Source organism: Mesorhizobium sp. M1027, from assembly GCF_040318745.1.
GTDB lineage: Bacteria > Pseudomonadota > Alphaproteobacteria > Rhizobiales > Rhizobiaceae > Mesorhizobium.
This window is the reverse complement of sequence record NZ_JAMYMW010000008.1, coordinates 292,455-319,070: the sequence shown is the minus strand read 5'-3', so window position 1 is coordinate 319,070 and position 26,616 is coordinate 292,455. Positions and strand designations below refer to the sequence as shown.

Annotated in this window: 34 protein-coding genes; 8 read left to right on the top strand and 26 right to left on the bottom strand. The window is 60.9% G+C overall.

Features of this window, described 5'->3' with window-relative positions:
* Window positions 1–62 precede the first annotated feature (62 nt).
* On the top strand, window positions 63–338 hold the full coding sequence (locus tag NKH50_RS17970; protein WP_352880188.1) for a hypothetical protein: 276 nt from the start codon (window positions 63–65) through the stop codon (window positions 336–338).
* Between the two features lie 59 nt (window positions 339–397).
* On the opposite strand, the gene NKH50_RS17965 is transcribed toward NKH50_RS17970, so the two are convergent.
* The 6 genes from NKH50_RS17965 to NKH50_RS17940 all read right to left on the bottom strand — a co-directional run bounded on the left by NKH50_RS17965 (window position 398) and on the right by NKH50_RS17940 (window position 2,666).
* Window positions 398–697, bottom strand: a complete 300-nt coding sequence (locus tag NKH50_RS17965) for a hypothetical protein (RefSeq protein ID WP_352475489.1) — start codon at window positions 695–697, stop codon at window positions 398–400.
* A 171-nt stretch (window positions 698–868) separates the two neighbouring features.
* Window positions 869–1,192 carry a hypothetical protein gene (locus NKH50_RS17960; protein WP_352505661.1) on the bottom strand — a complete coding sequence of 108 codons (324 nt, stop codon included), beginning with the start codon at window positions 1,190–1,192 and terminating at the stop codon, window positions 869–871.
* Window positions 1,192–1,395 carry a hypothetical protein gene (locus NKH50_RS17955; protein WP_352687447.1) on the bottom strand — a complete coding sequence of 68 codons (204 nt, stop codon included), beginning with the start codon at window positions 1,393–1,395 and terminating at the stop codon, window positions 1,192–1,194. Before NKH50_RS17955 ends, NKH50_RS17960 begins: the two co-directional genes overlap by 1 nt.
* Window positions 1,380–1,649 carry a hypothetical protein gene (locus NKH50_RS17950; protein WP_352687445.1) on the bottom strand — a complete coding sequence of 90 codons (270 nt, stop codon included), beginning with the start codon at window positions 1,647–1,649 and terminating at the stop codon, window positions 1,380–1,382. The genes NKH50_RS17955 and NKH50_RS17950 overlap by 16 nt, the downstream gene beginning before the upstream one ends.
* The gene (locus tag NKH50_RS17945; protein ID WP_352475492.1) at window positions 1,649–1,861 is read right to left on the bottom strand and encodes a hypothetical protein; all 213 of its coding nucleotides are present in this window, start codon (window positions 1,859–1,861) and stop codon (window positions 1,649–1,651) included. Before NKH50_RS17945 ends, NKH50_RS17950 begins: the two co-directional genes overlap by 1 nt.
* Window position 1,862: 1 nt before the next feature.
* Entirely contained in the window at window positions 1,863–2,666 is an 804-nt protein-coding gene (locus NKH50_RS17940) for an N-acetylmuramidase family protein (RefSeq protein WP_352740643.1), read from the bottom strand.
* Window positions 2,667–2,817: 151 nt separating this feature from the next.
* Between NKH50_RS17940 and NKH50_RS17935 the strand changes: the two genes are divergently transcribed.
* The 5 genes from NKH50_RS17935 (at window position 2,818) to NKH50_RS17915 (ending at window position 5,025) form a co-directional block, all read left to right on the top strand.
* Window positions 2,818–3,003, top strand: coding sequence for a hypothetical protein (locus NKH50_RS17935; RefSeq protein ID WP_254820493.1), 186 nt, complete (start codon window positions 2,818–2,820; stop codon window positions 3,001–3,003).
* 172 nt (window positions 3,004–3,175) lie between these two features.
* The gene (locus NKH50_RS17930) at window positions 3,176–3,325 is read left to right on the top strand and encodes a hypothetical protein (RefSeq protein ID WP_352644925.1); all 150 of its coding nucleotides are present in this window, start codon (window positions 3,176–3,178) and stop codon (window positions 3,323–3,325) included.
* A 175-nt stretch (window positions 3,326–3,500) separates the two neighbouring features.
* The gene (locus NKH50_RS17925; protein WP_352505487.1) at window positions 3,501–3,668 is read left to right on the top strand and encodes a hypothetical protein; all 168 of its coding nucleotides are present in this window, start codon (window positions 3,501–3,503) and stop codon (window positions 3,666–3,668) included.
* 167 nt (window positions 3,669–3,835) lie between these two features.
* Window positions 3,836–4,009 (top strand): hypothetical protein, encoded by a 174-nt coding sequence (locus NKH50_RS17920; RefSeq protein WP_023675754.1) that lies wholly within the window; start codon window positions 3,836–3,838, stop codon window positions 4,007–4,009.
* A gap of 269 nt (window positions 4,010–4,278) precedes the next feature.
* On the top strand, window positions 4,279–5,025 hold the full coding sequence (locus NKH50_RS17915) for a hypothetical protein (protein ID WP_352880235.1): 747 nt from the start codon (window positions 4,279–4,281) through the stop codon (window positions 5,023–5,025).
* Between the two features lie 14 nt (window positions 5,026–5,039).
* Here the strand turns inward: NKH50_RS17915 and NKH50_RS17910 are convergent, their stop codons facing one another.
* From NKH50_RS17910 to NKH50_RS17845, 14 genes are all read right to left on the bottom strand, one after another.
* A complete protein-coding gene (locus NKH50_RS17910; RefSeq protein ID WP_352505485.1) occupies window positions 5,040–5,624 on the bottom strand; it encodes an acyltransferase in 585 nt (194 codons plus the stop codon).
* A 33-nt stretch (window positions 5,625–5,657) separates the two neighbouring features.
* Window positions 5,658–8,288 carry an SGNH/GDSL hydrolase family protein gene (locus NKH50_RS17905; RefSeq protein ID WP_352880184.1) on the bottom strand — a complete coding sequence of 877 codons (2,631 nt, stop codon included), beginning with the start codon at window positions 8,286–8,288 and terminating at the stop codon, window positions 5,658–5,660.
* 253 nt (window positions 8,289–8,541) lie between these two features.
* Window positions 8,542–8,892 (bottom strand): hypothetical protein, encoded by a 351-nt coding sequence (locus NKH50_RS17900; RefSeq protein ID WP_352799353.1) that lies wholly within the window; start codon window positions 8,890–8,892, stop codon window positions 8,542–8,544.
* A gap of 296 nt (window positions 8,893–9,188) precedes the next feature.
* The gene (locus NKH50_RS17895; protein WP_352880182.1) at window positions 9,189–9,809 is read right to left on the bottom strand and encodes a DUF1851 domain-containing protein; all 621 of its coding nucleotides are present in this window, start codon (window positions 9,807–9,809) and stop codon (window positions 9,189–9,191) included.
* 45 nt (window positions 9,810–9,854) lie between these two features.
* Window positions 9,855–10,289: a hypothetical protein gene (locus tag NKH50_RS17890; RefSeq protein WP_352705221.1), complete on the bottom strand. Its 435-nt coding sequence runs from the start codon at window positions 10,287–10,289 to the stop codon at window positions 9,855–9,857.
* The gene (locus tag NKH50_RS17885) at window positions 10,289–12,817 is read right to left on the bottom strand and encodes a hypothetical protein (RefSeq protein WP_352705223.1); all 2,529 of its coding nucleotides are present in this window, start codon (window positions 12,815–12,817) and stop codon (window positions 10,289–10,291) included. Before NKH50_RS17885 ends, NKH50_RS17890 begins: the two co-directional genes overlap by 1 nt.
* Window positions 12,817–13,308 (bottom strand): hypothetical protein, encoded by a 492-nt coding sequence (locus NKH50_RS17880; RefSeq protein WP_352644935.1) that lies wholly within the window; start codon window positions 13,306–13,308, stop codon window positions 12,817–12,819. Before NKH50_RS17880 ends, NKH50_RS17885 begins: the two co-directional genes overlap by 1 nt.
* Window positions 13,309–13,310: 2 nt before the next feature.
* Window positions 13,311–13,970: a hypothetical protein gene (locus NKH50_RS17875; protein WP_352705225.1), complete on the bottom strand. Its 660-nt coding sequence runs from the start codon at window positions 13,968–13,970 to the stop codon at window positions 13,311–13,313.
* A gap of 198 nt (window positions 13,971–14,168) precedes the next feature.
* The gene (locus NKH50_RS17870; protein ID WP_352880180.1) at window positions 14,169–16,625 is read right to left on the bottom strand and encodes a phage tail protein; all 2,457 of its coding nucleotides are present in this window, start codon (window positions 16,623–16,625) and stop codon (window positions 14,169–14,171) included.
* Complete coding sequence (locus tag NKH50_RS17865) at window positions 16,622–17,224, bottom strand: phage connector family protein (RefSeq protein ID WP_352880179.1); 603 nt, start codon at window positions 17,222–17,224, stop codon at window positions 16,622–16,624. Before NKH50_RS17865 ends, NKH50_RS17870 begins: the two co-directional genes overlap by 4 nt.
* 287 nt (window positions 17,225–17,511) lie before the next feature.
* Window positions 17,512–17,763, bottom strand: coding sequence for a hypothetical protein (locus NKH50_RS17860; protein WP_352505470.1), 252 nt, complete (start codon window positions 17,761–17,763; stop codon window positions 17,512–17,514).
* 208 nt (window positions 17,764–17,971) lie between these two features.
* A complete protein-coding gene (locus NKH50_RS17855) occupies window positions 17,972–18,961 on the bottom strand; it encodes a Coat protein (protein WP_352644941.1) in 990 nt (329 codons plus the stop codon).
* A gap of 24 nt (window positions 18,962–18,985) precedes the next feature.
* A complete protein-coding gene (locus tag NKH50_RS17850) occupies window positions 18,986–19,894 on the bottom strand; it encodes a hypothetical protein (RefSeq protein WP_352880177.1) in 909 nt (302 codons plus the stop codon).
* Window positions 19,895–20,111: 217 nt separating this feature from the next.
* Window positions 20,112–20,684: a hypothetical protein gene (locus NKH50_RS17845; protein WP_352475509.1), complete on the bottom strand. Its 573-nt coding sequence runs from the start codon at window positions 20,682–20,684 to the stop codon at window positions 20,112–20,114.
* Between the two features lie 252 nt (window positions 20,685–20,936).
* Between NKH50_RS17845 and NKH50_RS17840 the strand changes: the two genes are divergently transcribed.
* Window positions 20,937–21,251: a YMGG-like glycine zipper-containing protein gene (locus NKH50_RS17840; protein WP_352475510.1), complete on the top strand. Its 315-nt coding sequence runs from the start codon at window positions 20,937–20,939 to the stop codon at window positions 21,249–21,251.
* A gap of 153 nt (window positions 21,252–21,404) precedes the next feature.
* Complete coding sequence (locus NKH50_RS17835) at window positions 21,405–21,719, top strand: hypothetical protein (RefSeq protein ID WP_352880174.1); 315 nt, start codon at window positions 21,405–21,407, stop codon at window positions 21,717–21,719.
* 29 nt (window positions 21,720–21,748) lie between these two features.
* Here NKH50_RS17835 and NKH50_RS17830 read toward each other — a convergent pair whose 3' ends face one another.
* From NKH50_RS17830 to NKH50_RS17805, 6 genes are all read right to left on the bottom strand, one after another.
* Window positions 21,749–22,063: a hypothetical protein gene (locus NKH50_RS17830; protein WP_352509919.1), complete on the bottom strand. Its 315-nt coding sequence runs from the start codon at window positions 22,061–22,063 to the stop codon at window positions 21,749–21,751.
* Between the two features lie 8 nt (window positions 22,064–22,071).
* On the bottom strand, window positions 22,072–22,404 hold the full coding sequence (locus tag NKH50_RS17825) for a hypothetical protein (protein WP_352880172.1): 333 nt from the start codon (window positions 22,402–22,404) through the stop codon (window positions 22,072–22,074).
* A gap of 140 nt (window positions 22,405–22,544) precedes the next feature.
* Entirely contained in the window at window positions 22,545–22,733 is a 189-nt protein-coding gene (locus NKH50_RS17820; RefSeq protein ID WP_352475512.1) for a hypothetical protein, read from the bottom strand.
* A gap of 795 nt (window positions 22,734–23,528) precedes the next feature.
* Complete coding sequence (locus NKH50_RS17815) at window positions 23,529–23,957, bottom strand: hypothetical protein (protein WP_352475513.1); 429 nt, start codon at window positions 23,955–23,957, stop codon at window positions 23,529–23,531.
* On the bottom strand, window positions 23,957–25,993 hold the full coding sequence (locus NKH50_RS17810) for a hypothetical protein (protein ID WP_352880170.1): 2,037 nt from the start codon (window positions 25,991–25,993) through the stop codon (window positions 23,957–23,959). Before NKH50_RS17810 ends, NKH50_RS17815 begins: the two co-directional genes overlap by 1 nt.
* The gene (locus NKH50_RS17805) at window positions 25,962–26,447 is read right to left on the bottom strand and encodes a hypothetical protein (RefSeq protein WP_352880168.1); all 486 of its coding nucleotides are present in this window, start codon (window positions 26,445–26,447) and stop codon (window positions 25,962–25,964) included. Before NKH50_RS17805 ends, NKH50_RS17810 begins: the two co-directional genes overlap by 32 nt.
* Between the last annotated feature and the right edge of the window lie 169 nt (window positions 26,448–26,616).

The following is a 26,616-nucleotide window of genomic DNA, read 5'->3' as shown; positions in this document are numbered from 1 at the left end:
CCAGACTTATGAGTTCAACCACTGAGCCAGTTCAGGGCTGCCGACATTATGGAGAACCAGCGATGGAACCGCGCAGGAAAGAACGAACCGACGAGGAGACAGAGAGCCCGACCATCCAGCAGCAGGACTGGGATGCCGTCCGGAGCGGGAGAATTCTCCCAGACGGCGTGCCGCAAAACGGCGATATTCGCTATGACGTCGAGAAAGACGGCGAACTGCCGGAGGAGGACGACGACAACGCCTACCAGGACAGCGACGAGGCCTTGCCGGACGATACGGAGGAACGCGTTATTTCACGCGATCTCGCACGCGAAGGTGGTCCTTTCGACGAGGAATGAGTGATTGCCTTTCGCACTGCGCTCGCTGTCCGGGTAGACGGTCGGATGAGCCCCTGCTTTCAATTCGGGAGGTCGAAGACCGGCTCCTGGCAGCGATAGACCAGACATTGACCGTCACGCGTCTTGATATACGCGGCGCGCGGCACTTGCGGCCAGTCGCATTCATTGCCGAATTGGCGGACGTAACGGTCGTAGGTGTTCTGGCCGGTGGTCAGCACCACCGAGCGATGCCTCTGGATCAGAAGCTGCGTCTGTTCGCATGTCATCGCGCGGCTGTCCGGCCGGGCGTCGGCCGTTGCGGCAAACAGAAGCGCCCCGGCTGTAAGGACTGCCGCTTGTGTCAGGACTCTGCCAAGCATGAGACCATCTCCCGTGAAGCCTAACGCGCATCTTGGTTTCGCAAGCGCCGGATCGAGCCACCCTCGCAAAGAAAAGATCGTACAGATTGCCAGGAAAAATGCAAAAGCCCGCCGCACCTTTCGGCGCGGCGGGCTTCAACTGAACGTCACTCTTAGTCAGGCTTGGGCGGCTTACTCCTCCTTCACCGGCCCGAACCGGCGCACGATCATTTCGAAGACGATATCCGAGATCCACATCGCCGATACGCCAATCAGAAAGGCCGCGGCCAGCGTCGTGGTGTCGTCGTCCGGCGAGGGAAAGGGCAGGCCGGCGGCGCGGAAATAATGCACGACCGGCAGCGTCAGATAGGCCGCCGCCAGCGCGCCGCAGATCGGCGAGGCCACCATTTCGCGGACCTTGTAGCGGTGACGTGACAAGGCCCGCAAAATGCCGCCGGACAGGCCGGCGACCAATACCGGCGCCTTGATGCCCAGAACGTCGAGCAGCTCATGCATCATGGCGTCCACCCGCACCATCTGGCGCCCTGCCCGTTGAAGGCGTTCATCTCGTCGAGCTCGGGCCGGGTCATGGCGGCGACGACCGGGGCGGATGGCCGGCGTGGCTGACTTTGGTCGCACCAGACTTGCCGCGGATTGCCGGTCGGCGCGGTTGTCGTGCAGCCGGCCAGCACCAGGCAGAGGATCAGCGCCTTGCCCATTTCTCAGCCTCCGCTCTTGCTGCCGCATCGGTCATGCCGGCGGCCTTCCGCCCTTCGGCGGAAGCCTCGCGGTTCATTTCGAGGCGGTCCTCGGCGGCCGCGATTTTTGCCTCGGCCTGTTTGACCGCCTCCTTCTTCGCCCGGTTGATGCCGCCGGCAATGTAAAGGCCTATGCCGCCGGCCACAGCAGCGAATACCGTCATGACGACCTTGTTGCCGATGATGGCGCTGAGAATGGCGAGGAGCGCGGCCATCACAAATCCTCGGCGCGGCGGCGGCGCAGGAACTCGGTCAAGACGCCGTTGATCACAAGAAACCAGGGGAACCATTCCCCTGGGATGACCGGCGAAAGAACCTGAGGGTCGACATAGGTGACGATGCTCGCGATGATGCCGATAGCCGCCTGAAGCCGCGCCCAGAATATTGTTTCGCTGTCGCGGAAGAAGCTCTTGATCCGGGTCCACATGTCATTTCCTTCCGAATAGTTTGAGGATTGCTGATAATTTGAGGATGGTGGCGATCAGCGCTGCCCAGAAGCCGGGCTTGGCGGCAGGCACAGGAGGCCCAGGAGGCGCGTGCGTGGCGGCCGCTTGTGGAACGGGAATTGGGCTGGCTGGCTCTGGCGGAGTTGCAGGGACGACCGCCGACGACAGCGGGCCGGCAGACGGCCAAGGCGTGTCCTTGATGCGCGACCATTTGCGATAGGCCTCTGCGAGCCTGGTATCGTAGGCGTTCTTGCGATAGCCGGCGCCGTTGTAGCCCTTGGCGAAGCCTGCCCAGTCATGGTTGCGCAGATTGTCGTCGAGCTTGTTCGTCTTGATGAAGTTGATCGCGGCCTCAAGCTGGGCTTCCTCGTCGGCCATCATGGCTTCCACCATGGCCTGCACTGTCGCGAACCCGGCGGCGGCGTGGTTTTCGCCGAGAACCTGGCCAAGACCCCATGACGCGGATTTGAGCGCCGCGGTTTCGTCGATCGCACAAGCTGCCTTGAGCCGTGGGTAGCCATCCCTGGGATAGGGCTTCTCGCCCCACTTCGAATAGGCGAGGCCAGCGGCTACCGCTCTTGCCCGCTTGGCACCCGACAGGTTGCGATAGAAGACGTGCGGCTCGAACAGGATGACCGGCCGGCCAAGGGCGTCGAAGCCGTGCCCGCTCGTTTCAACATCGAGGAACGCGTGCATCTCGTCCTCGCCGACGCCGATCCGGGCGCCGAGTTTCGGCAAGTCCATATCATCGAGGCGCCTGGCGGCGCCCTTGAACAAACGGTCCATAGGTTTCCTTTCCGCCCTCGCGGGCAGAGTTTTGAGCTTGAAACGGCACGTGCGTGGCGGCAGAGCAGAATTGGGCGGCAGCGCGCGCCGATGTGGCAAGCAAGGTTGATGTTTTCGACCCGCCATGTGAAATGGCCGCGGGATGGTGCACATGTCTGATGACGAACAAACCGCTGCGGCGCGCTGGACGGTGAAGTCCGAACTCCGCGCCGTCGGTCGCGACAAGCCGCTGCTGCTGGTGCTGGCGGCGATCCTCTGCCTCTATTGTGCGTTTATCGCCGGACCGATCGTCTACGCGGTGCTGGCCATCAACGGCATTGCGGATTTCTTCAAATGAAGCCGGTTCCGGCGATCTCGCTCCGGTCCCGGTTCCTGCGTCCACCGCGCCCGAAATTGCTCGACCTGATGAAATTGCTTAGCCGGGATGAAACTGTTCCCGTCTATCGTTCGTACCTGTAGCGGGTACGGGAGGACACGTGACGATAAGAATCAGGCTTCCAGGCGGGACTTTGAAGATCAAGAAAAGGGACGAGCTGCGGCGGCGCGAGCAGAAGCGCGAGGTGCCGGTTTGGCAGGTCGGCAATTATTTCGTCATCTGGTGGCCGAGCGGCATGTCCGATCGCCCATCGTCGTCCAACAAGTCCTCGCCCAGGAAATAGCCCGGGCACCCGACGATCCCGACCCGGCACTGATGCCTCGGTGCCGGATCAGGAACCGCCGTGCGCGCCAAACTTCCGAGACCGCTCGACAAATCCCAGAAAAAGTCAGCGGACAGCGTTGACTCTTCCGCCACGGAAGGTTTTGATGCTGCATTGCACAATCAGGCGGGGGCCGATGGCAGTACGTATCAGAATGCTAGGCGGCACGCTGAAGGTGAAAGTGTACCGCGAATTGCGCGATCGCGAACGCGCCCGCCGCATACCTGTCGTCAAGATCGGCCGGGTTTATTTCACCTGGTGGTCGAACCGCCAGCGACTCATTGACGACCAGTCGCCACGGTGAACGTCCCAATTCTTCCGACCTGGCATGCGCCTGGGAAGCCCGCTCAGCCGCCGCAGGCGAGCTCGCAAGATAAGTTGATGAGGCTGCTGTTGACTCTTCCGTGACGGAAGGTCTCTACTTACCGCATTGCACGAAAATTGCTGCGTTGCACAACGGGAGTTGGACCGATGGCGGTGCGTATCAGGTTGCCTGGCGGCACTCTGAAGATGAAGACCTATCGTGAGTTGCGAGCCCGGGAACGCGACCGCCGCGTGCCTGTGATGAAGATGGGTTCGCTTTATTTTGTCTGGTGGTCGAAAAGCCAGGAACCTCACCAGAAGCCGCAGGACAGCAGACGGTAGCGGCTCCGCCGGCGACGGGTCCGCGTCAGCGATAAACCCTGACAATTCCGAAATACAACTCCAGCTGTAGGAATTTTTGGTCGGCCGGCTGTGCCATTGTTGTGCGCACAGCATCCCGAGCGGCCCTCGCAGAGCAATTCTTCCGACGTCTTTTCGGCGATTTTCAAACGGCGTCCAGACTGGCGGGCGCGGGTGGTTGCAAGCTTGCAAACCGCCGCCGCTTGTCGCAAATAATTGGCCGCGGGCGGGCGATCAGGAGTCATCCATTGATGAATGTCCAATCGCGCATGCATGCTTTCCTTCGCTCAAGTCCGCTCCGATATTATTTTCACCTCGCAAAGGCTCGCCTTGCCGGGTCTCCGCAATCAGACGAAAGTGTGATCCTGTCGCAGATTGTTGGCCAAAGCCCGAAAACGTTCTTGGAATTTGGTTTCCATCCGACGGAATACAACTGCATTGGGCTTAGTGAATTCAGGGGTCTGCTCGTCGACGGCGACGCAACGACCGTGCGGTTAGCGCGCTCGCTGCTTCCAAAGCGGATTGAAGTGCGCCAGAGCTTCATTGATCTCAACAACATCGAAAGTCTCGCCACGCATTTTCCGCAACTTGGAGTGCTTTCCGTCGATGTTGATGGAAACGACTACTGGTTTCTGCAAGCCTTGCTGCCAGTGCGGCCGGCCGTCATTGTGGCGGAGTACAACGCCAGTTTTGGTCTCAATCCTATCACAGTGCCGTATGATCACGCTTTCGATCGCACCGCCAAGCACGACAGCGGCTGGTATCACGGTGCATCGATCACCGCCCTGGCCAATCTCTGCAAGAAGTACGGCTACAAGCTCGTTGCCGTCTCGTCCGCCGGCGGGAACGCGTTCTTCTTACCTAACGATTCGGACATGCCGGGATTGGAGCCGGCTCAGTCCTATCGAGAGAGCACCCTGCGCAACCGCTGGTCTGGAACTACCGCTAAGGATCAATGGGAGCGTATCAAGCATATGCCTTTTGTCGAAGCGACCTGAAACGGAGACAGGCATCACTTCACTAGGTCTGCTGGCCGCACCAACGAATCGGCCGGGACGTCGTGTCGAACAATCGACCCGGCCGAGATAATCGCCCGATCGCCGATGGTGACACCCTTCATGACCATAGCGCTATTGCCGATCCAGACGTCATCTCCAATAGTGATCGGCGCCGAACGAATGCCCGGGTCGACACGCGGATGGCCCTCACGAAAGATGGCTTGCATCTGAGCAAAACGCTTCTGCGGGTCCATCGGATGCGAATTGGTGTCGTGGATCGCCACGCCCCATGAGACGTGCACTCGCTTGCCGATCTTGATCCCCACCGGGTCTGACGACCAAATCGTCGAGCCTGGGCCAAGATAAAACCAATCATCGATTTTGATCCGACCCTCGTGGGCAAAGACCTGCAAATGCCCATCCAAATGGCTGTCCGCGCCGATCGAGACGCGAGACCGGTCCCCGCGGATATTGAAAATTTCCGCCCCGGCGCCAAACTTCGTGCGCGGCCCGATGACGGCATTTTCCCTAGCGGCGCCAGTGGCGATCCATGACCAAAAGCGGCGGCGAAGAGCTAGAACGGTGGAGAAGACGCGCATTCGCGAACATCTGCCACACAGGATCACTCCAGTCTAGGCTCCGAAGAAGCCCCGGCGCGACAGACGACGAAGTTCCTCTGTATCGAAAGTTCCGTGCCGCAGGCTGCCGGCAGCAGTCGGATGAAGCTCATCGCTCATGTAAACCAACGAGGTCAGGTAGCCGATACCGCTCTCGCCTCCTACATCAATTAACGGTATGGACAGCATATCGGCTACCTCCCGCTCCGCCTTCATGAACTGGACCAGCGTGTTGCCTTGACCGTTTATTCTTCCTATCCGGTGCGTCGCGTGTCCAGGGCCGCCGCTGTAGGTACCAATCATGACGATCTTGGCATTCGGCGCGCGCGCTCGGATGGCGGCGCAGGCCGCCCACAGCGAACCATAGTGAGTGGCGTAGGTCGTGTCGCCGAGAGCGCCTAGGGGCGTCTCCTGCGCGCCAAAGGCGTTCGGGCCCGGCTCCAAGATTACCAACTCCGCGTCGACCGGAATGTTGGCGATCGCATTGGACATTCCGTAGCTCGGATAGGCGGTGGTGCTCAGCCCCAAGGCCGAGCCACTGACCGCTAGATTGGTAGGAACCATACCGGTCAGACCGACGAGGACGGGAACGTAGTAGGCTCCGGCCGTAATGCTAGAGCCGATCAGGGTCAATTTTTTGCCAACCAGGGCGGCCGAGCCGTCGTCATATGGGTCGCCGCCGATGTTGGCCGGATCCGACAATAGGCCAAGATACAGAGCGCCATTGGCGACTGCCGTCACGCCGGCGCTTTTGGTCCAGGCCGAGTTGGAGAGGTTTTCCGAAGACGAGAAGACATTCGGCCCACCATTGATGCTTAGAGCCGACCTTTGGACATAGAATCCAGACACACCATCGCCGACATACGGGTGACCGCCAGCAGACGGGAAAATACGCTGTTGCCAGTTCGTCGCGGCCGTGGCTGTTGCCGTCTTCGTAACCGTGCATTCGTACCAGCCGTTGCCAAGAGCGACGATGCTCGCGCCTGTGCCGGTCGCGGTCCCGGTGTCGAGATTGAAGGTGCAGTCGAAGATGACGGCGTTGTTGGAGTAGAGATTGAGACGATTGCGTTCGCCCTTTTTGGCGGTGACTTTCCAGACGATATTGTCGCCATTGACCACGGACCTGCCCTGATAAACGGAAGGATTGCCAGAGCCGACCATTTCGACAAGCTTCGATGCCGTCATTCGGCCTCTGACGGTCACGTCGAGGCCATCGACAAGCGGAGGCAGGGAGATCAGCACCGGTTCATAAGGGCTGACCGTGGTGGTAACCGTCACGTTCTGCTTCGTGAAGGCTGCGTTGGCGGGGTCGCTGCTCGGGAACAGGTTAGCCGGCAGGCCCTGCTTGCGAAGCACGACACTGCGAATGTACATACCGCTGGTTCCATCGCCGGTGAACGGAAAAACGCCAGCAGCCGACATACGTGCCTGCACATTGTTCGTAATATTTGCCGCAACCAGGACGACAGCCTTGCACTCGTACCAGCCGGAGCCAATATCTGTGATGGCAGCGCTGATGAGGTTCGCGCCTGAACTGCTTGAGACGATACCCTCCTCAAGATTGAAGTTGGCTGTATAGGCCGCACCAGGCCCCGCGTGGATAAGCTGCAGAATGCTTCGCTCTCCAGCTTTGGCAATGGCAATGTGCTCGATCGTGTCGCCCGACACAAAAGAGTAGGATCGATATACAGATGGGCTGACTGATCCGGCCGCCTCTGTTAGCCTGGCGGTCGGAACGCTAAGGCCTTCGATCATTGCTAGGCTATCGACGCTCGAAAGGAGAGCAGCCGTTGCCGCCCGGACACCCGTATCAGCTGCTACCGGTCCGGCCCCAACATTGAACAACCCCAAAGAACCTGTCGAAACTTCGGTCCAGAAATACTCACCGACATCGACATTCCTGCCCAGCACCGCCGCGGCGGCGGCGCCGGCCAGTCCTGCCGACGCCGCAAAGCTGAACGTCGGCGCCACTGTGTAGGAGCCCGGCGCCGTGATCAGTATCTGCGTCAGCACCCCGCCCGCCACCACGAAGCGGCCGGCAGCGCCCGACCCGGTGCCGCCGGTAAACGCCAGGTCGAACATGCCGTTGGCGCCGCCCGAGCCTGGCGTGATCGCTCCGTTGCCGGCAACGCCGAAGCCGATTGCGGCGGCAGTCGTCGGGAAAATGCCCTTGCCGTAAAGCGATGCGTCGCGTGCGGCCTGAGCGCTGATGACGGCCGCCGCGGCCGCGACGGAATCGGAATTGGTCGCAGCCCGGTCGGCAGTGGTTTGGCCGGCATTCGCGGCGGAAGCGGCGGCGCTGGCGGATGCCTGGCCGGCGCTGGCTTCGGCAGCATCCTTCAGCGCCTGGGTTTCATCGCGCAGCGCTTCGACCTCATCGACCATGTCCGCGATGTCGGGCGGAACGGATGCGGCGACGGTGATGGCATCGGCGCCGACGGCCGGCTCGTCGGCCGTGAACTCGAACACGCGGCCGGCATTGACCGATCCGATCTGGGTATGGACGGTGGTGCCCTTCTGCAGGGTGCGCGTAGTGCGGGCATCGGCGGCGCGGAACCATTCGCCTGCGCTCGCGGTGTAGATGCCGTTTTGCGTCGGGTCGGCCTGGTCCTTGACCAGCACGCGGTCGCCGACCTCGGCCGGCACGCCGTCGATCGCCTGCAGGCCATGCAGGAGGATGTCGGCCGTGGTCGCGAGGCGCACGGGTTCGCGTTCGCCGGTCAGGAGACGAACGGCGGCAGTTGCAGGTCGGGACATGAGGGCTTGCTCCATAAAAAAAGCCCCGCACAAGCGAGGCTGGAAGGGGTTCAGTGCTGTCGGTGGGAAACTTAGGCTACGCGGCCGGACACCGCCCTATCCGGCGCAGCCGGCGATTTTCCGGACAGAGAGCGGCAACGGGCTACAGCAATCCGCCAATGAGCCTTCTTGTGCCGCCCATTGCCGCCAGTCCGCAGGCCATGCCGGCGCAGTCGGCGACCCAGTCGAGGATATCCATATCGCGCGCGATCAGTTGGGCGCCCTGAAGAAGCTCGATCGCCGCGCCGGTGATGGCGAGGAGCAGGACCAGTCTCGTCTTGTGTTCCGGCCAGCCGAGGCTTCCAAGCGCCGCCAGCACCGCGAATGCCGCGGCGTGGTTGAGCTTGTCGTGGTGGAAGGTGAAGCCCAGGTCCAACTCCTGCAGGAAGCGCACCGGCGAAAGCGCGAGCAGGAGAACGCCGGCCAAGGTGAGCAGAAAAACGATCCTTGCCATGGTCGAAAAAGAGTCAGTGCGCAACAGGTCAATCCTTCGTCTGAAATGGGAGGCGATCCAGAAGGCACCACCGACTGGGATCGCTCTGCGGTTATCAGGCCATAAGCCAGCATCGTGACCACAATCAGACCGCTGGCCCGGTTGCGGCACGCTCTACTCGGGCCGTCCGGCCACAAAACCGATAGCGCGCATCACAGACCGCGGGGGGTTGCACCCCTTCAGACCAGAGGCAAATACCGCCTCTAGCCAAGCTTCGAACGGGAGTTCCCCAGTGGCAGATCAGCGGAAACCCTGTTTTAGAGAAGGTCTCGGATATTGACAGGTGTTCCCGGTGGCAGGTCTTTCACCTTCGCAATAAGTTGGCCCATTATGTGCCAATAGACTTCCAGGTCCGACAGCTCCTGGTTTTTGATTTCGTCCTTCCCGTTGAGAAACAGCGGTATCTTATAGCCGACGCACTGGTTAAAGGCTGGCTCGGCGCCGCCGGCCTCACGCCAATCTGAGTAGAGATTGGCGGCCAATGCTGCATCTTCGTCCTCGATGACATCGACTTCGTGGAAGGTCCGGATGTTGGCGGGCACCTGAAGAGCCTCGCCCATGCCCGGCTCGAACATCACGACACCAGGTTCCCCTTGTTCCAGCCTTTGGCTATCGACTGCAAGCGCCGTCCCCAGCCAATCATAACCAAAGCAGGTGATCCGGCCGGTGAATTCCGGAAAACTCAGGCAGACACGTGCGTTCCAACGTGCCACGTCCTGCGCCCGGATTATCCTGTACAAACCGTGCTTGAACGAAGCACCGCCGAAGCTGGTCAGCAACTCGGCTAACCCAGGCACTTTCGTATCCAGGGAGAAATTGCCGGTGTCCGCGGGCACCCTGCTATCCACCGGGAAGTTTTGGCGAAATGTCTCGAACATTGCGATCTCCAATCTACCAGCCCGATCAATCTGACGGTGCCTAACCTACTCTTGCGGAAGGTGGAACGGTTTGATCGTAGCGGAAGGGAGACCTCGTTCATCAAACACATCGAAGACTCGCTCCGATAAGACGAGGTTAAAATTCTTGGCGATGCCGAAGTCATCGTGACCCGCTTTCCCGCTCACCTTCAGCCACACGAAAGATGGAAGCTCTACCTCGGGCTGCTGTTCGCGGAAATCTTCGGACGTTATGACTTCAACAGGGGCGAATGCCGCTCCGGTGAAGCCGATTTTTGATAATGCGTGCGCGGCCTCTTCCGTCACGAGAAAACATGGAAAGCTTGTTATAAGAACATCACCGATCCATCCCTCCATCTGGTACACAAGCTTGCTCACGATAGGAGGGTGGACACTGGTATCCATGATAGTGCCGTCACCCAATCCACCGGCCACATCGGGCAGAATGTCATAGTATCTCATCAGTCACCTATTGGTGGATCGAACAAATGTCCATACTTCTTGTCGATTTCAGTAACATAGTCAAGGACCTTCTGGCGGGTAGCGTGAGGGTTGTTCTTGTAGAAATATTCCCACTCGTTCCGAATTACCTTCTGGTGCAAATTTATGTCGAACTCTTTCCGGATTCCGCGAAGATTCTCGATTGAATGCAGCTCTTGCTCTGTAAAAAGCCCGGGATACCTTTTAAAAACTCCCTGCTCGACGCCATGATGCACTATGTAGTCGCTTTTGTTGAGACTAGGATTCGCGTCGAAAAAGGTTTTTCGATAGTCCTTGAATGGAGACCACCCAACCTTCGCCTCGGCATGTTTAACTTTGGACGTATCCCTAGCAAGCATCGCACCTAGTAACGCGGTATCAAAGGCACTATCGGACATTTCACCGGCTCGCGCCTTCCGGCGTGGGCTTGGTGGCGAGACCGAGCGCGCAAGCGCTTGCTGATGTCTAAGGGTTTCGGCATCTACACCATGAACAAGCGCCTCGCCGCCTTCGGCTAGGCCAGTTGGCAGCCTCGAAAATATTGGGAGTTTCTCTACCCATGGCTTGGCAATCTTCGCGGCAGCGCGTTCCAGGGCCACCGCCGCCAACCTATTGCCAGGAATTGCGCCCGCGGCATTGAGCAGTATTTCGTCGTAGTTGCCCTCCAGCGCTGCATTTCCAGCCTTCTCCAGTGCAAATGACGTCCCCAACGGCGTGAAGTCGGCCACCGAGATGCTGTCTTCGCCAAGCCCATCGGAGCCCACGAGTTTTTGCGCGAGAAGACGCCCTAGGCTCCCCCGCTCACTGTCGCCGGCTATCAATTTCCCGAGCCACTCTTGATTCGTCGGGAGGTAGTTGGTGAGTTCCGCGTTTGCTCCCGATCGTCCTGGCTCGACAGTGTTGGCCAAATCGAGCAGCATCATCGGGTCGACTACAGCTGCCCGGAACGACCTGTCCGCGATGCTGTTGTCCGTTTGGGATACGCTGGTCTGAAGCAGGTGGTTCAGTACCGCTTCGCGCGCGACTTGATTCGGTAGTGCGGCGAACACATTGCGCAGCTCTGCGGTCTGGTCTTGCGGCTGGGCCTTGAGTCTGCCGACAATGTCCTCAGCAACGGAGTTGGGTAGCGGCTGGGCGGTCTCAAAACCCAACTGTTGCTGGGCGGCGAGGGAGCCAATGATCGCCGCCTGATAGTCTCCCGGCGTCGACAGGTTGCTCCAGGCCGCATCAAGGTTCGCGAATGCCTCCCGGACATAGCCGCCGGGGTCGGCCCGCCTGGCCTTGAACGTCAGGTCCGCGGCGGTGGCGATAGCGTCGTGCCGCGCCTTGTCCTCTTCCGGCGCTGCACTGTCTGCCGCGGGGTCGGCGTCCTTGACCATGGCTCGCACGGCGTTGTTCGCAACGTCGCGCATGTCGTGGAAATGACGACTGACGTCGATGGTCCTGTTGAACGCCTCGAAGCGCCTGGCGCCCTCGGTGGCGCCATAGAGAGCGACGAACTGTTCCGACGTTGGGATCGGGCCGGAATAGGTTCCGGTGTCCCTGATGGCGACCGGCGCATTCTGCTCGGCTAGGCCAATGCTGATACGTGTGCCGATTTGCCGTGTCGCATCGGCAGCGTGGGCTCGCCGCACCAAGGCTGGCCGCTCTTCGGACGGAATGTCGTCCCGAAAAGCCTGCGCGACTCTTTCGTTCGGCGTAAGCTTGCCTACGCGGTCACGGGACGTAACCGGTGTGGCAGACCCACTCGCCCGAGGTCCGCCCACAGCCTCGATGATATCGTCCTTAGTCCTGCCGTCCGTTGAGACCGGCCCAGTCCCCAGCATCCCGGCGGCGCGCCTCGGGTCTTGGGCGATCATCGCCTGGACAAGCGCCTTTGCCGTGTTGCTGCGCCAGGCGGCCTCGGCCGCTTGCCGGGCAAGCGGGTTGCCCATCTTGCCGATCAGGTCGAGCCCGCTCTGCCTGATCGCCTCGAATGTTTCTGTGTCGTTCGGGTCGCTTTGCGCGATCGAGCTGGTATAGATTTGCTCGACCTTGCTCCACTCGGCCTGCTCATAGGTCTGGCGCCGCGCGTGCTGCTGCGCGGCCATGCGCGCCGAGCCGGCCAGCCGCAACGCCTGCTTTTGCGCGAGGAAATTCGCGCGTTCGCCCTGCGGCACTTTCGCCGCGGTGTCGTCGAAGATCTGGTCGAATAGGCCGGGCTTGACGACGCCGTCGCTGCGCGGATCGAGCTGGCCATACATGAAGTCGTGCAGGCCGCCGCCGTCGGCCGGCGCGGTCTGCACCGCCACGGCCTCGGCGTGCGCTATGCGTGCGTTCAGCTCGCGGCCGATAATGCCGGCGTCGAACGCATCCTGCTGCTGCTTCTGCTGCCGGAAGCGTTCGGCAATCGCCGACAACTCGTCGCCAAAGCCTTGCATGGCGGCGCCCACCGGCGAGCCGTTGGGATAGGAGGCCACAGTGCCGGTGTCGAGGCGGCGCTGGGCAAGCTGGAGCGGGATGGTGGCCATCAGTAGAGGCCTCCACCCGGCGCCGGCGGGAAGGCGCTTCTGCCGAACGTCACCGTCTTGGCCGGGTCGTAGAGGCCGGAGATGCCCGACACGAGGCTGCCGCCGGCCTTGAAGATCGAGGCGCCCACCGCCTGCTTGCCGGAAAAGCGCGCGATCGCCGCTTGCGTGGCGAGACCGTTCTGGCGCAGCTGCGAGCCGTACTGGATCGCCTTGAGGTCGAGCTGGCCCTGCCTGGCATTGGCCGTCAGCACCTCGGTCGGGGAACCAGAAATGGCGACGCCCGAAGTGCCGGCCTGGGCACGCGCCTGAGCCTGGAGGAGATCCTGTTTGTGGCGCTCCTGGCCCTGCTCGAAGGCCGAGCTTTGGGCGTCGGCCCGCGCCTGCTGTTCATAGGCCTTGGCCTGGTAGTCGGCCATCTGCTTGGACTGCTGGCCTTCCGCCAGCGCGCCGCCGACGGAAAGCGCCGTACCGATAAGAGCTAGTGTGCACATGGTCAGCCTCGTTCGCCGGCGGGAATGAATTTGCTGTTGATGCCGTCGACCGGTGCGCCGATCGCGGGGCGCCGGTCGAGCACGCCGCCGGGGCTGAGGAAGGACAAAAGCAGTCGGTCCGCCTGGATCGCCGGACGGCTGAGACGCGATGGTGTGGTGGCGCGAGGACCGGCCATGGCGGTGCGCCGGATGGTGGTCAGGTTGACCTTCAGGTCGACGGCGCCGTCGGCATCGAAAAGGCCGTTGGCGGCGGTGACGGCTCGGCTCAAGGCATCGGCCGCGAACAGCTCCTGGCGCAGCTGCTCGATCAGCTCGTGAACGCTCTTCCAGCGCTCACCGAGGGAAGCCGCCTTTGTTCGGATCTCGGCGCCAAGCGCTTCAATGTCGACGCGGGCTTCGCTTCGGGCGGCGGCGATGCGGCGCTTGTCCGCTGCCGCGATGGTCCTCTCGACGAGCGCAATTGCATCGTTGCAGTCGTCTAATGCGGCACGGGCTGCTGCCAGGTCGCCCTCGCCGAAAATCGCGCGATCCTCGGCCTGTTGCAGCTCCTGCTTGCGGGCGATCGCATTGTTGAGGTCGGTGTCGAGCAAGGCGCGGATGGCAGCGAAATCGGCAGCCGTCCGCGCCTTGCCGAGTTGCTCGGCATGGGGGATTTGAGTCACGGTAGGTTCCTTGGTTGGGGAAGCGATGGAGGACAGAGAGGTGATCTCCCCCCTCGAGGGGGGAGATGGCCGGTAGGCCAGAGGGGGTCGTCTCGCGTGGAGCGCCAACCCCTTCAATTCGCGATGGGAGGCCGCGTCAGGACGTGCCGACCCCCTCTGTCGCCTTCGGCGACATCTCCCCCTCGAGGGGGAGATTAACTAAGGCTCGGCGTCGAACACCGGCGTCATCGCCCTGATCGTGCAGGGCGTCGGGTTGACATGACGAATGCGCACCCGCCCCTGCCCTTCCCAGCTATCGTCGATCGGCACCTCGACATTGCCGGTGAACAATTTCGCCATGCCGTCGGGTGCAACCACGGACGGGATGCGAACCTGCTCCCAGCGGCCGCGGATGAACGACTGGACCTGAAGCCCGGTTGTGTCGGTTTCCAGCAGCGAAAGAATGAGCTTGGCCACCTTCTTGCGCCGCCCGACGATCGATCCGTCGCGGCCGCCGACATCGAGCTCCAGCGTGTTGGCTTCGGACTGGTAGCCGAGCCCGACCTGCCATGTGACTGCCGTAGCTCCACCGGGCAACGAAACCGCGCCAGCCGCCACTAGAAGGCCCTTGTAGACCTTGCCATCGGCAAGCGCGTCGACTGTTTCGCCGTTGAGATGACCAAGCCCTGAGACCGTGCCGACAGCGACGCCGTCATAGGTCAGGCCGCAGTCGACTTCGAATGCATCCTCGATCACGCCATACTCAAACGCCGCGGTCTTTATTTCGATATAGCGCCTGGTCACGCCGCCGATCGTGCGCTTGACGATCAGCCAGAGATCGTCGTTGCCGTCCTGGCCGGGCGTCACCACGGCGCTTTCGACAACAGCCCAGTTCGATCCGGCGAAGCTTCCGGCGATCTGGTGGATATGCATGCCGCGAACGTCTTGCGACGGCTGGTGCGTGTAGCCGCCGAGCTCGCCATCCCCGAGCGGAAACCACAGCAGCGGGTCGGGGTCGGTCTGGAAGGCGAGTTCAACGACGCCTTTCTTCGGAATGTGCTCGGAAATCTGCCCGACATCATCCGAGGTGAAGCGGCCGGTGGCGTTTTGCGTCAGCTCGGCGATCGATTTGCGGGAGCGGGTCACATAGAGGAACGACTGCCCGGCATCGACGGGACGCAGCGGGGCACAACCGAAAGTCCGGGACCGGCGGTTCTTGAACGAGGACGGCGTCAGCGCCTCGTCGATGCCCGAGCCCGACAGGGCCCTCACCCCGCCAAGCGTTCCGATGATCAGCGCACCGTCCGATTCCGCCACCCACGTAATGTCATTGGCCTGACCGCCACCTGCCTGCACGAATTCCAGCGCGTCGGTGTCTTTCTCACCGGTGGCGAAGTTGTCGAAATCGCCGGTTTGCGAGGCATAGACCGAGAATTTGCGGCTGAACGCCAGACGCTCCTCGTAAAGCGAACCGCTCTGGACATACTTGCCGGGCACGAACGTGCCGAAACGCCAGCGGATGATCGGGCTGAGATCGGGCAGAGCATGCCCGTACAACTGGACCGTGACCACCGTGGCGCTGGTCCGGGCAACGATCTTGACCCAGCGCCAGAAGCCATCCGCGCCAAGCAGACGAATGGCGCGGCCGACATCGCTGGTCTGGAAGCCGATGCCGTCGTTGATGCCGACGATCGAGGATGCCGAAAGATCGAACGGCGTTTGCGACGGCGCGTATTCGTGCAGGGCCAGTTCGGCGATAGCGGTTCCATCGCTGCCGCCACCTGAAAACAGTAGCTGATAATATTCATAGGCAACCGTATTGCTGAAGCCGTCAAAGAAGCGGGTTTCCGACTTGGACCAGCCGGTCTCTCCGTCCCGGCTGTCGAGCGTCGTCCAGTCGGTGCCGTTGTGCGAGGCCTGGAACTGCCACTGGGTTGGCGATGCCGTGTCTGAGTGATCATTCGTCGCTGTAATCCAGTAGGCGTCGACGGTCTTGGACCCGCCGCCGCCGAACTGGTAACGCAGATACCCGCTGGGAAAGCCCGCTATGTTCTCCCCCTTCTGCTTGTCGCCATCGAACACCTGCCACACGTCGGATGAGCCGTTGCTGTTGCTGACCGTGCCGCTTGGCAGCGTATTCGAGGCCATGACCGGCATGGCGTTGCCGGTTGCGGCCGGTGTCAACGTCGTGGCGGTGGTGTTGATCTTATCGTATGGGCCGTCGAGAAAGACGAAATCGGCGAGCGTCCAAGTCGTGTGCGCGGTGCGCGTCAGCACTTTGACCGGATGATCCTTGTGGGTGATCCACATCTGGTCTGCCGACTGGACGAATTGCAGGTGGAACAGATCGGCCTCGAGATAAGGCGAAACGACTTCGACCGTGCTGACGCGCGCGCCATAGGCATAGACGCGGATGTAGAGATCGCCGAATTCGAGCGCATAGGCCTGGTCGGCCGAGAAGATGAACGGGATCAGCCGTGTCGCCTTTGACGGAGCCTTCACCTCAGCGCAAAAATAGGTGCCGCCGCGCTTCCTGATGCCGCCATGCGGCAGCGTGACGAAGTTGGTGCATTTCGACAGCGCCACCCGGTAAAGGTCGAGCGAGGCGCGAGCATGCAAGCGGGGAGAAATCTCACCGCGGATGAAAGCGTCCTGGACCGGATAGAGCGTGGTCATCGGCCGACGAACCTGTTGTCGCCGCGCTGGAGAGCCCAGGAGGATCTGCAAAATCTGCCCCCGCGCTGGATGGCATTGGCCGAATAGGCGGCATCCAGCGCCCTCTCATAGGCGCTGCGGGCGACGTCGATCATGCCGGCCTTGTGGGTCAAGGGATGCGCGATCTTGACGGCGAGCGCCGCCACCATCACTTCGCTGAACAGCGCGTCCCAGTCGTTGGGGTCGGTCAGGTTGGCGACATAGCGGATGATGCGCGGGCCGGCCTGATCGGAATAGATCAGCCCAGCCTCCTGCCGCCATGAGAGCGGAACGCCGTCCGGCTCGCCATTCCCCGTCAGCGGCAAGGGCCGCAGGCAATCGGCGGGAAGCTCATAGGCAAAGTTCAGCGTGCCAGCACCGCTGCCGGTGTCGAAGCCGGCGACCGAGGTTGCCAGGATGGCGAAGACAAAGGCATGTTTGGTCAATTCGGCCTCGCGGGTCAGGTCGAAATGCAGATTGAGCAGGCGCGCCGCCTTGGCGTCCTGGTCGAGGCTGTCGATCGGTGCCTCGTCGAGCACGGCGAGCGCCATGTTGGCGATGTCGAGCGGGGTGATGGCCATAGCTCAGGCCTCCGGCTGTGTGGTTGGTCGGGGAAAACGGGGCATGGTGCCTCCACGGCAAAAAGCCGCTTCGAGGCGGCTGGGGATTTCTTGTGATTTTGGCTTGGGCAGATGTTGCACGTTTCGTGCATGAGGCCGTCACGCCACCAACCGCCCGTCAGGAAATGGCGTGGCAGACGCTTCGTCAGCCGTCTTTTTCCCATTCGAGCAAGAAAGACGGCAATGCTTGGGCTATTGCAGTTTCACGACACCGCCGCGCAACGCGGCGATGTCTTGCCTTGATTGTGTCAGCCGACGCGTGCGCTGGTCGCGATCCACTGCCCTGTTTCGGCTGACTTGACAAAGGCGCCTGATTTCACCCTTCCGGCACCTCCTGCCATAGCCAAGCCCTTGTCCAGGGCATCCTGAAGACTCGGCGTGTAGTAGGCGGTGTTTTCCAGACCGCTGAAGAAGTTTATGCGATGAACTTCCCCCTTCTTGCTCATGACAATCCCCGCTTTTCGGAGCACTTCCTGAACTGTTTTGTACTTCATGTTCATAGTTACCTCCCTTGCCGAGACAGTCAGCATCGCCCTTTCTTGTAACTGTTTGGTGCCGTCGATTGGCCAAAGGGCAACATGAATGTTGTAGCGAACCCCAAAATTCACATCACTCTGACGCAGCGCAGCGGGTGAACTTGGGATTCGCCACCGTGGCCGACCTGGCGTCCCGAAGGGGCGAGACGTCGGACGCCCGCCCCTTCGCCGATCAGGACTCGGTCGTCTTCAGCGCGATGAACGTCATGTGCTTGACGCTCGAGGCCGTGCGGTCCCAGTTTGCCGCCAGTGCCAACTCGACATCGGTGGCGAATTCGCCGGCCGAGGACGCGTCGAGAAAGCGGGTGCCCGGCACATGCGGCACGAAATGCCGGCGGCCGACCATTTCAGTGACGCCGCCGCCATGGCCCTGCCGCGGCTTGCGGTCGAACTCGAGCGGCCCGCCTTCGGTGTTGACCGGCAGCTCGTTCCACAGAATCGCCTTGTCCTTGAACATGAACGCGGTGTAGACGCCGCCGGCAACCGGAATGTCGTCATCGACGACGGCCCTCAGCCCCATGTAATAGGGGATCAGCGGCCCGCCCTGCTCGGACGACGGCACATAGTCGATGAGATCGGCGAGTTTCAGTGCCTTCATCTGTTTCGAATGCATCCAGATCGTCTTGAACTTGTCGGCGCGGTCGCCCATCAGATAGGCGGCCTCGATGATGTCGGTGTCGACGATGGAGGCGCCGGTGACGCGCACCAGGTCGCCGCCGTCATTGGCGATGTTGTCGGCCAGCACGCCTTTCAGGATTCCGAGCAGCGTCAGCTTGTTGGCGCGCTGCCAGTAGTCGGTCTGGCGACGCACGATGAGCTTCTGCGGATCGTCACCGGCAAGGATCGAGGTCAGGTCCGGGATGCCCCAGGCCTGCGCACGCACATTGCGGGCCGCGACTTCGCGGCGCGCGCCGATCTTCTTCATCTCGATCGAGTCGGCCGGGTCGTCATTGACCGGCTCGGAGGGATCGTTGCCGAGATCCTTCCAGCCGGGCATGTCGACGGAGCGCCCGCCCAGGCTGAGCTTCGAGGCGATCGACGGGTCGGAAAACAGGATCCCGGCCTGGTAAATCTCCAGCGACTGGACGTGCTCCTCGAACGAGTATTGCGCGTAGACGGACGGAACGATCGCGTCCGCGATACGGGTGTAGGCGTCTGCCATTTTTGTCTTCCTTCAGGTTTGGGGTCAAAGAGGGTTGTTGGGCATCCACAGGTCGGGGTTTTCGCCGGCCTCGCGTGCCAGCCGCCGGGCGCGGGCGGGGTCGCTTTTGACGAGCGCCGAGATGCCAGTCAGGTTGCGCTCGCCGGCGGCATTGCGCTTGAAGGGGTTGCCTCCGCTCAAGGCAGCATTGCCGTCGATCGTGTCTTCGCGGAACATCGCCTCGCCGATAGCGTGGAACGCCTTGGCGATCTGCGGGTCGGTCAAGGCGCCGTCCGGCAGAAGGATGCCCTTCGCCTTGTAGGCATTGACCAGGCCGAGCTTCTTCATCGCCCGGTTGGCGACCTCGAGCTTCTGGCGAAAGCCATCGCTCCCGGTCGGTCCCCAATCCCGCACGAGGTCGTCGTGCGTAGTCTCGACCGAGCGGGCAACGGCGATTTGCTGTGCCTTGGCCTGCTCGGCCATGTAGCCGACGAAGCGGTCGTGATAGGCCTGTGCAACCTTCGGGGTAGCACCGGCCTCGACCGCCCAGGCCTTGGACGCAGTGGCGAGCTCGTCCGAATAGGCGAAGTTTTCGGGGAGCCCGTCGGGGCGCCGGTACTCGACCTTCTCGGGCGAGGTCAGCGGACGCATCGCCTCGGGCAGCCGGGCATGGAACCTGTCCCAGTCTTCCGCGGCTGCATCGGCTGCCGGAACGCGCAGGCTCTCACCCTGCTGCCGCTCCAGCTCCGCATAGGAGGCGAAAACTCGATCGAGGCTTTCAGGCTTGGTCCAGCCCTTGGTTTCAGCAAGCTTGCGGTTGCCTTCGGAAAGACCGTCAAACCAACTTTTGGCCGCAGGCGGGGCGGACCCGTTGTCCCCGTTGGCCGGTGGCCGTGCAAGGTTGCCCGCCGGTGGCGCCGCCACCACGGACCCGGCGTCTGCCAGATCTGTCATGAGAAGATTCCTTTTGCTGAGAGTTTGAAGGCCGGTGATGAGAGCACTGGCGGTGAACTTGGTATCTCCCCCCTCGAGGGGGAGATGGCCGGCAGGCCAGAGGGGGTAGCCGCGCGTGGAGCGCCGACCTCATCTGTCGCCGGGGGTCGCGCCCGGTCGAACCGACCCCCTCTGTCGCCTTCGGCGACATCTCCCCCTCAAGGAAGGAGATTGGCGCCTACGCATTGTCGCCCCAGTTCTCCCAGAGCAGCGTGATCGTGCCGGTCACGGCAATCGTGCCGTCGGCATCGATGTCGGTGCCGGTGGCAAACGCCAGGTTGAGATAGAGGTCGACCGGCGTCACGGTGCCGTCGAGCGTCAAGGCTGCGGCAACATCGGCAATCGACGCGCTCGACAGCGCGGCACCCGCGCCATCCAGCGCACGGCCGGTCGCCGCCAGCACATTGACCATGGTTCCGGCAAGCACAGCGCTCGATGCTGCCGTCGAGCCGAGCGACCAGGTCAGCGCGGCATTGTCGTTGATGGTCGACGCGCGGGTAGTCAGCACCGCAAACTGCAGCCGGGCCGTACCGCCCTTGATACGGATCTTGCCATCGATGAAATCGAACAGCTTCTGGCTGGCATAGGCCAGTGCATCGGTGACCGGCACCGGCATGGCATTGAAGGAGAAGACGGTGCGGTAGGCGCCGCCCTGTCCGGTCGTCCTGGCGGTAAGCCCCGCCTTGGACGGGGCAAGGCCGGCTTCTCTGGCGGCGGCACGCGAAAGCGTCCGGGCAAGACCTCGTGTCATTCGATTTCTCCATTTTTGAGGATTTGAGGAAGAGTTGGCCGCTGCGTAGAAAAAGCAGATCGGGCACATGGGGCCGTCGAAGATTAGTCTCGTTTGGGCATCGTCTTGCCGAGCCGTCGTCTCCGGCCGTCAGACAAAAACAACCATGTCTTATTTCGTGAGGCACGGTGCCTATGTTCCGCCGCAAATGCGACCGTACTTGGCAAAATCAGCCTGCGTATTAGTTCATAGACTTCAAGGGAGTATCAGACGATGACCATGTCCAGAGCCATTGCCGCCATGTTCGTAACCGCCGCGCTGGCAGGCTGCGCGCAGACCGAAGCACAGCAGAGAACCAGCACCGGTGCGCTGCTTGGCGCCGGCGCCGGTGCGCTTGCCGGCCAGGCCATAGGCGGCAACACCAAAAGCACGGTTATCGGCGCAGCCAGCGGCGCCCTGCTCGGTGCGGTCGTCGGCAACGCCACCACCCCGCAACCGCGCGGCGAACAGCTCTGCCGCTATCAGGATCGCTACGGCCGCATCTACACCGCCCCCTGCGATGACCGGTATTATAACGGCAATTATTGAGCGTAGCGCTGGCGACGGCCGATCAGCCCCCGCTCCCCGTTCTACGGGGAGCGGGGAAACAGCTTCAGCCTCGGCGCATCCTTTCCCCCGATGATTTGGTCCTTCCGCTGATTAAACGTCGGCGCTATCGTCTGCTCTCCAAAGGGGGCGACGATGCGATTTTTGATTACCTCACTGCTGGTTGTTTGTTCGGTTTCCGCACACGCCAGACAGGCTGTCAGTGTTGGGCGGATTGACGAATGCCTGGTCTTGCCGGTGGCCGCCGTCGACAATCGTGTCAAAGCCATTTTGGAGGTGACATTGGACAAGGCCGGCAAGGTCAAGTCGGTTACAGTCGTATCCTACGAACCTCATTCGGAAGCAGCCGCGGAAGCGGCCCAGCAACTTACGAAATCAATCCAGAGGTGTTGGCCGCCAGGCGTCAAAACCAGCCCGTTGCGGATCACAGTGGATTTGAGCAAATTCTAGCTATAGCGCAGCCTCAGAGAGAAGAACGTTCAACCCGCGAAATTTTCGTCCACGAACATCTCGGCAAATTTCTGGGGTGGGAGGGTTACACCATTGACGCGGGCGATCTCGAGATTCCTTGCCCACATATCCCGGATTGCTGCCGGCATTCCCTCGGGCATGTGCATAGAGTGGGCTATTGCGTCATGCCATTGTCCGTCGCCGCCATAGATAGATCGCAGTTTGGGGGCCATCCTTTTCAAGCCATCCTCCGACTCTTGAGAAAGTTCTCCGATCGCCCAGAGCACATAAACATCGAGCAGCCTAAGCAGCGGCTGTCCGTCATAACGTGGGTTAGTCAACATTTAACCTCTCACGCATCATAGGTGGCATAATAAATAACGCGTTCGCAGATGGCAGAAATGCTTGGCTTTTCTTTCTGCGATGCAACCAAAGCCTCGGTAATCTCGATCGCAAGGTTGATTTCGAGAAAGTATGCCAGGCCCTCTTTAGCTGCCTCGGGTGGTACCAACACCCCATCCTGCTGAGGCAAAACCATCGCGTCTGAATCCTCTGTCCAAGGCTCCGCCGCGTAGATTGTGGGCTCCGCTGCGTAGACCGGGTCCTCCTCGTCAAATTCCGACAACCGCCCAACGATATCCAGCAACTTCATTTTTTCCCCATAGGGAAAATCCTCCTCGGCCATTCGGATGCAGTGCTTTCTGGAAGATACTCCCTCGATCATGTTGAGATCTAGGGACGAGTTGCATTACACCGGGTTCGTAAACTTGCACAATGATCGGCCGAAAGCGTCATGGCCTCCGCAAGGTCAGTGCTCCCCGCACCCTACCCATCCGCCGGTGCCGCTTTCTCCGGCGCCGCCTTAAGCAGAATCCCGATAGCTCGATTCCAGTAGCGCACCGCCTCAAAATGCCCTTGTCTGGTCAACCAGATCTTATTCTCCAAACTGACTGGATCGCCGATCTCAAACAGCTCCATGCCCTTGGGGCGCAAATATCTATTTTGGTCGGGCATTTTCAGTCCACCAACCGAGCAAATAGATCGGCGAGGTCACGCGCTATCGTCTCAGCGGATTGCCGATTCATACCTATGAATGGGATGCGTACGATTGGCATGGCCGCATCTTCAGTGTCGAAGCCATAGCCTTCACCTCCTCCGTCAGATGCGAATAAGAAGATGCCTGGCGCATATTTTTCAACCTCATATCCGCGGTTGAAGTCAGCCAGTTCTTCGGCTTTAAAAAAATAGTATAGTTATTGCCGATGAAACCTTCGCCTCCATTATGCTCTTTGAGGAAATCATGTAATCCTTGGCAGCACGACTCCCAACCGTGCGGACAGGCCGTCGACGACTGCGGATTCAGCCGGTGCGTCGAATGTCCCTCAGTTAAATATGTCCCATTGCTATCGTCCCAGGTCGCTCAGCAACTGGTTCCACCACGGCATACCCCTGTTGTCGGTGAACTGCCGCCAAACTTCACTGGATTGATTTCATGCACATCCACTACGGCGCGAACTATGGCAACAATAGCACTACCGACCGTCGTAGGGCTCAATCGTCGCTGACGGAATACCAAAGCGGTCGAGTAGATTCAGCACACGCTCTATATGACCACACGCAGATCGCCAGCAATGATAACATCGCCGAACCATCCTTCCATCTGGTAGGTGAGTTTGCTCACAACAGGGGGTGAACGCTTGTGTCCATGATGGTGCCACGGCCTATTCCGCCGGCGACATTGGGCTTTATGTAAAAATAGTCCACCATTCACCTAATGAGGATCAAAAAAATGAAAGCCCAACCTCATTGCTACTTACCATCGTAAGGCTCGATGACAGCAAACGGTATTCCCAATGATTCCAGCAAATCAAGAATGCGTTTCGAGATGACGAGGCGATAGTCCGCTGCGATCCCGAAATCGTCCCGGCCGGCCTTGCCATTCACTTTAAGCCAGACGAAGGGTGGAAGTTCCTGCCCAGGTTGATCCTCATGAAACTCTTCGGATGTTGTCACTTCGGCGTCGGCGAACGTCGCGCCTGAAAAACCCATCTTTTGCAGTGCGCGCTGGGTGTCTTCGGTGACGAGGTAACACGGGAACGTCGTAACGATCACATCGCCAAACCAGCCCTCTATAACGTAGTGAAGCTTGGTCACGATTGGCGGATGGACACTCGAGTCAAGAACGGTGTTTTCACCAAGTCCACCAGCGACGTTCGGCCATATGTAAAAATATTGCATCACTCACCTATTGGAGGATTGAACAGATGTCCGTATTGTTTGTCGATATAAGTCACGTAGTCCAGCACCTGCTGACGCGTTGGCTGGGGGTGCGACGCATAAAATTTATCCCATTCGAATCGGAAAACGATCTTGTGCAAAAGGTTATCTAATCCTTTTGGTATGCCGCGAAGATTTTGAAGAGAGTGCATCTCATCTTCAGCAACAAGGCTTGGATATCTGGTCCATATCTGTTGCTCTGCAGCGTGATGGACGACAACCTCTCCCTTTAGATTCGGGTTCGCATCAAGAAATGTTTTGCGGTAATTTTTTGAAAGAGCTTTGCCAAACGATGCTCCCGGATGCCTAATCTTAGAGGGGTCTCTGGCGATCGACTTTATTATCGCAAGAAGCTCAGCCTTGTCAGGCTTGACGCCGGTGCTCAAGAGGTAAGCGGCCTCTTTTGCTGCATTTATTGCACGAGACTCAACCTCGGTCGTCTGGCGAACCGCCGCTCCCTCAACGGCGAGTTCTGATGTGGCCCGCGACCCACCGGCCGTAAGCTCCTCTAACGGCTTGGCAAACTTGCCCGTCCCGGCGCGGACAATGGCCAGTCCTTTTGCAACGGCTTGGCCGAGTGACTCGAACGCCAGGCTGCCCTCTGCAGCTAATCCGGAGGCAGAAGTGACCGGCAGTTGACTGAGCGCGTCCAAAGGATCGTCGCGCAGATCCTGAAGAAACAGCCCAATGTCGTGCGGGGCTCGGCCTAGGCCTTCAAAACCTTCGGTGAGGTAGTTGCCGAAGTCCTCCGCGGCGAGTTCCAGTTTCGATTGAGGCTTCCTGCGGTTTGAAGGAGCAGGCGGTTGATTCTGCTTCCCGGCGATCACAGGTGCAACAACGGGCCTAGCCGGTTGGCTTTCGACCGATTGAGGAAGCCCGGCTTGGACGAGCTGTTGGGATAAGGCTGCTCGGACCTCTGGATCGGACGCCCCACCAACGAGGCTGTACAGGATGGTGTGCTTGTCCGCCTGTGGCACGCTCCCGTCTTTGAATGTCGTGGCGATGTTCTTGAGAACAGACCATGGGAAAGGTTGATAGTTCTCGATGCCCAGTTGCTTTTGTGCTGCAACTGAAGCGGCGATTGCTCGGACATAAGTTCCTCGGTCGTAGGTGTCCGGCCCTCCTTCACGATTCCATGACTCGCTGTCGGGAGTGGTGATCTCGCTCCAGGCTGCGTCGACGCTCGGAAAGACCTTGCGAACGTATGCGGCAGGGTCCGTCCGTCTGGCGTCCAGCGTCTGAAGCGCGGCGGCGGCCGTGACGTGATACCGCGCCTGCTCCCCTTGGGAACCTGCAGGACCAGGTTCGGCATCGCGTAGCGCCGCATGGATTGCTTGGTTCGGCATGGTGCGCATGCCGAAGGCCTGACGACCAACATCAATCTTTCTGGCAAAATCCCCGTACTGCTTGCCGCCCTCCTCGACGCCATAGACAGCGATGAAGGTGTCCCGGCCAGGCATCTTGCCGGAATAAGCGCCAGTCTGTGCGATGGCGTCCGGCGCGTTCTGCTCGGCGAGACCGATGTTGGTGCGAAGCTCAACCTGCTGAGCAGTGTTGGCCGCCTGCGCCTGTCGGATCAGCGCTGCCTGTTCCTGTTGCGGAAGGTCGTCCCTGAACGCCTGCGCCACCCTTTCATCAGGCGTCTGCTTGCCGACGCGATCACCCTTCGCTGCCGCCGCATTGGGCGCACCAAAGGCGCTGGAGCCGCCAACGACTTCGGTGGTGTCGTCCTTAGTTCGGTTTCCAGCCTGCGCGGCACCCAGCATCTCTGCAGCACGTTTCGGGTCCTGGGCGATCATCGCTTGAACCAGTGCCTTGGCCGTGTTGCCGCGCCAGGCGACTGCCGCCGCTTGCCGGGCAAGCGGGTTGCCGATCTTGGCAATCAGGTCAAAACCGTTCTGCCGGATCGCCTCGAAGTTCTCGGTATCGTTAGGGTTGCTTTGCGCGATGGCACGGGTTGAGATGTTATCGATTCTTGGTCCACTCGGCCTGCTCATACTCGTCGCGCCGCTGAAGCTGCCTCGCCGCCATCCGTAGTGAGCCGGCCTCGCGCAATGCCTCCTTCTGCCTGGCGAAATTGGCGCGCTGGCTTTCGGGCATTTTCGGCAGGGCATCGGCGAACAGCGTGTCGAAAAGGCCGGTCTTGATCATCCGGCCGGTGCGCGGATCGGTCTGGCCATACATCGCGTCATGCAGGCCGGCACCATCGGTCGGCGCGTTTGCCGCCACCTCGTCTTCCGCCTGCGCGATCTGGGCGTCGAACCGGCGGCGCGCGAGGTCGGCGTCGAACGCCTCCTCCTGCTGCTTCTGCTGCTGGTAGCGCTCGGCGACAGCGGAAAGCTCGTCGCCAAAACCCTGCATCGCTGCGCCGATCGGCGCGCCGTTGGGATATTGGACTACATTGCCGGTATCGAGCCGGCGCTGGGCAAGCTGGAGAGGAATGGTTGCCATCTATTTGTTTCCGATCATGGGCGCCACGCCAGAGATCACGGAGCGGCGCTGCCGCGCGCCGGCCCCGTGCCGCCGCCTTCGTCGGGTCATGAATTTTGGAGAGGTCGCCACTGAGAGTGTCGCCGGCACTGAAGATGCTGGCGGTCTGCGCCGTCGGCTAAATGGCCTC